Source organism: Pseudomonas sp. 24 E 13, assembly GCF_900004715.1.
Classification (GTDB): Bacteria; Pseudomonadota; Gammaproteobacteria; order Pseudomonadales; family Pseudomonadaceae; genus Aquipseudomonas; species Aquipseudomonas orientalis_A.
In genome coordinates this window covers 1-2929 of the sequence record NZ_CVTO01000143.1, presented here as the reverse complement: position 1 = coordinate 2929, position 2929 = coordinate 1, and the positions used below count along the sequence as shown (strand labels likewise).

Annotated in this window: 4 protein-coding genes; 1 reads left to right on the top strand and 3 read right to left on the bottom strand. The window is 62.4% G+C overall.

Features of this window, described 5'->3' with window-relative positions; genetic code table 11:
• Positions 1-145: 145 nt before the first annotated feature.
• From BFP90_RS19095 to BFP90_RS19085, 3 genes are read right to left on the bottom strand one after another with little or no spacing between them, the layout of a single operon-like run.
• Complete coding sequence (locus BFP90_RS19095) at positions 146-985, bottom strand: cache domain-containing protein (protein WP_065886298.1); 840 nt, start codon at positions 983-985, stop codon at positions 146-148.
• Between the two features lie 56 nt (positions 986-1041).
• A complete protein-coding gene (cynS, locus tag BFP90_RS19090) occupies positions 1042-1512 on the bottom strand; it encodes a cyanase (protein WP_065897708.1) in 471 nt (156 codons plus the stop codon).
• Between the two features lie 27 nt (positions 1513-1539).
• Positions 1540-2181: a carbonic anhydrase gene (locus BFP90_RS19085; protein ID WP_065897707.1), complete on the bottom strand. Its 642-nt coding sequence runs from the start codon at positions 2179-2181 to the stop codon at positions 1540-1542.
• A gap of 113 nt (positions 2182-2294) precedes the next feature.
• On the opposite strand from BFP90_RS19085, the gene cynR reads away from it, so the two are divergent.
• On the top strand, positions 2295-2929 hold a 635-nt coding region (cynR, locus tag BFP90_RS19080), incomplete at its 3' end, for a transcriptional regulator CynR (protein WP_065897706.1).

The window sequence follows — 2929 nt, the reverse complement described above, 5'->3', positions numbered from 1 at the left end:
CGTGACCGCAGAAACGGATATGTACTCGATCTGATCCAACATCCTGGTCGGCCCAGAGGCCGCCATCGGGAGCAAGCCCCCTCCCACACAAAGCCAACAGCGTACATATCCGTTACCGCGGCAGGATAGGTACCCGCCAGACGCATCAGGGGCTGTAATACCCCACCGCCACCATCAAATGCCCGGCCTTGCGCACATAAGCATGCTTATTCTCAATCTTCCCGGTTACCGGGTTCTTCCAGCGGTATTTATATTCGCCCTGATCCTGTTCCCCCATCAACGCAAGGATCGGCTCCCCGACAGGCCGGCCATCCGGGTCGTTGACCTTGGCGAAATCGGTATTGATCAAACGCAGGTTGGTGCCGTGCGCCACATAGCGCCGGGTATCCAGGTCAACCACGAACACGTAGAGATCATCCTGCAGGAAACCACCCTGCAATGAGTTGATCGCCTTGAGCGTCCCCGCTTCGTCCTTCACCAGCGCGTTCACCGCCTTGTTGCGTAGCGCCCGCGCCTGCTCCGGCGTGGCCCGTGGCAGGTAATAGCCGACCGCCAGGATGCGCTCGCCCACCCGCTGGTAAAACACGTGCTTGTGTTCGACCTTGCCGTCATTCCAGTTCTGCCAGCGATAATCGGCCTGCTGGATACCCTGGCCTTCGGGCGCGCTGATGGCGTGTTTGAACGAGGCTTGCAGGTCAGGCCCGAGGACTTCGGACACGTCGCGTCCGATCAAGGCCGAGGAGGGGCCGCCGCTGGCCAGCAGCACGCCTTTGGTGTCGACCACGAAGACGTAACGGTCCTGGTCGATGAATTCGCCCTGGCGGCTGAAAGCGGCCAACGCCTTGTCGCCATTGTTCTGGTAGTAAACCAGGGCCTTGTCCAGCAACGCTTTGGCCGCTTGAGCGTCGGCGTCATTGGCCGTGTCGGCGTGCACCTGGCTGCCGCACAACAGCAGCAGCCAGGCGAGTCGTAGCAGTGCGTTCATCTACCCGTCCCTCGGTCTTGTTGGAATGACAAGAGCGTAGACGGTTCGGCGAACGATCAGAAGGGTTTGGTTGGCAGATATTTACCGTCCAGGGTGATTACCGCGCGTGAACCTCCGTCCGGGTCTTCGACTTTCTTGATGTCGAGCTTGAAGTTGATCGCGCTGATGATGCCGTCGCCAAACTGCTCATGCACCAGGGCCTTGAGGGTGGAGCCGTAGACCTGCAGCATTTCGTAGAACCGGTACATCGTCGGATCGGTCGGCACGCCACCGGGGAAGCTGCCGCGCAGGGGCACGCTTTGCAGCAGGCGGCTGGCGTCCTCGTCCAGGCCGAGTTTGGCGCACACCACGTCGGCGGCGTCCTTGGGCAGCGGATGCTGGCCGAGCAGGGCGGCGGTGACGAAGGCCAGGCTCAGGCCGGTGCCGTCGGCGAGGTCCTGCCAGGACAGGTCCTTGCGCGCCTTGAGGTCGATGACGGTGTCGGTCAGGGCCAGGCGAGGGGTTTGGGAAAAGTTCGATTGCAGCATGATGAAGTCCTCTTGGATTGAATAGGTTCAGGCGGCGTGAGCGCGGGTGGTCGGGTGTTCGAGCAGGGACACGAAGCGCGCGCTGCGTCCGTCCAGTGCGTCGATGCCACCGGTTTCGATGTCGTATACCCAGCCGTGCAGGTTCAGCCGGCCTTGCTCCAGCGCCAGGGCGACGGATGGGTGAGTCTTGAGGTTAGCCAATTGAGCGACCACGTTTTCACGCACCAGGGCATCCAGGCGCGCCGCGTCCGAGACGTGCTGGCGGGCGGCGTTGATCACCTTGGCCGACTCGGCATGGCGCAACCAGTTGGCTACCGCAGGCAGGTGGTCCAGGCAGGTGCAGGTGGAGATGGCGGTCATTGCGCCGCAGTCGGAGTGGCCGCAGATCACGATGTCGCTTACGCCGAGTACCGCCACCGCATATTCGACCGTGGCCGATACGCCGCCCGGTTCCGGCCCGTAGGACGGCACGATATTGCCGGCGTTGCGGATGACGAACAGGTCGCCGGGTTCCTGCTGGGTCAGCAGTTCCGGGACCACACGGCTGTCGGAGCACGACACGAACAGCGTGCCGGGGTTTTGCGTGGTGGCCAGGTGTTTGAACAGGTCGCTGCGTTCGGCAAAGGCTTCGCGCTGGAATTTGCGAAAGCCGTCGATGAGGTGCTGCATGAGGGTTTCTCCTTGCGTGGCTGATGGGGCAAGGATGGAAGTTTTCGTCTATAGCGTCCAAGACCGGCTTATTATGGTTTCTATAAGCCCTGCCTATAGTTGGAGCGTCGTTGATGCTGTTGCGCCATATCCGTTACTTGCTGGCCGTTGCCGAGCACCGCAATTTCACCCGCGCGGCCCAGGCGCTGCATGTGTCGCAGCCGACCTTGTCACAACAGATCAAGCAACTTGAAGACACCTTGGGCGCGCCGCTGCTCGATCGTTCCGGGCGCAGCGTCAGCCTGACGGATGCGGGGCAGGCTTATGTTCGCTTTGCCCGGCTGGCCTTGCAGGACCTGGAGGCCGGCACCCGTGCGATGCATGACGTACAGGACTTGAGCCGCGGGCATCTGCGCCTGGCGATGACCCCGACCTTTACCGCCTACCTGATCGGCCCGTTGCTGGCGCGGTTCCATGGGCTGTACCCAGGCATTACCTTGAGCGTCGAAGAGTTGACCCAGGACCGCATCGAAGCCGCGCTGGGCGAGGACTTGCTGGATATCGGCATCGGCTTTGCCGGCGAGCACGGGCCGGATATCGAGTGTGAGGCATTGTTTGCCGAGGCCTTGAGCGTGGTGGTGCGGGCGGATTCGCCCGAGGTGAATCGGTCGGCAGGGTTCGAGCAGCCGCTGGTCCTGCTCGATGCGGGGTTTGCCACGCGCCGCTATATCGATGACTACTGCCGCCGGCAGGGCGTAACACCGCGCAT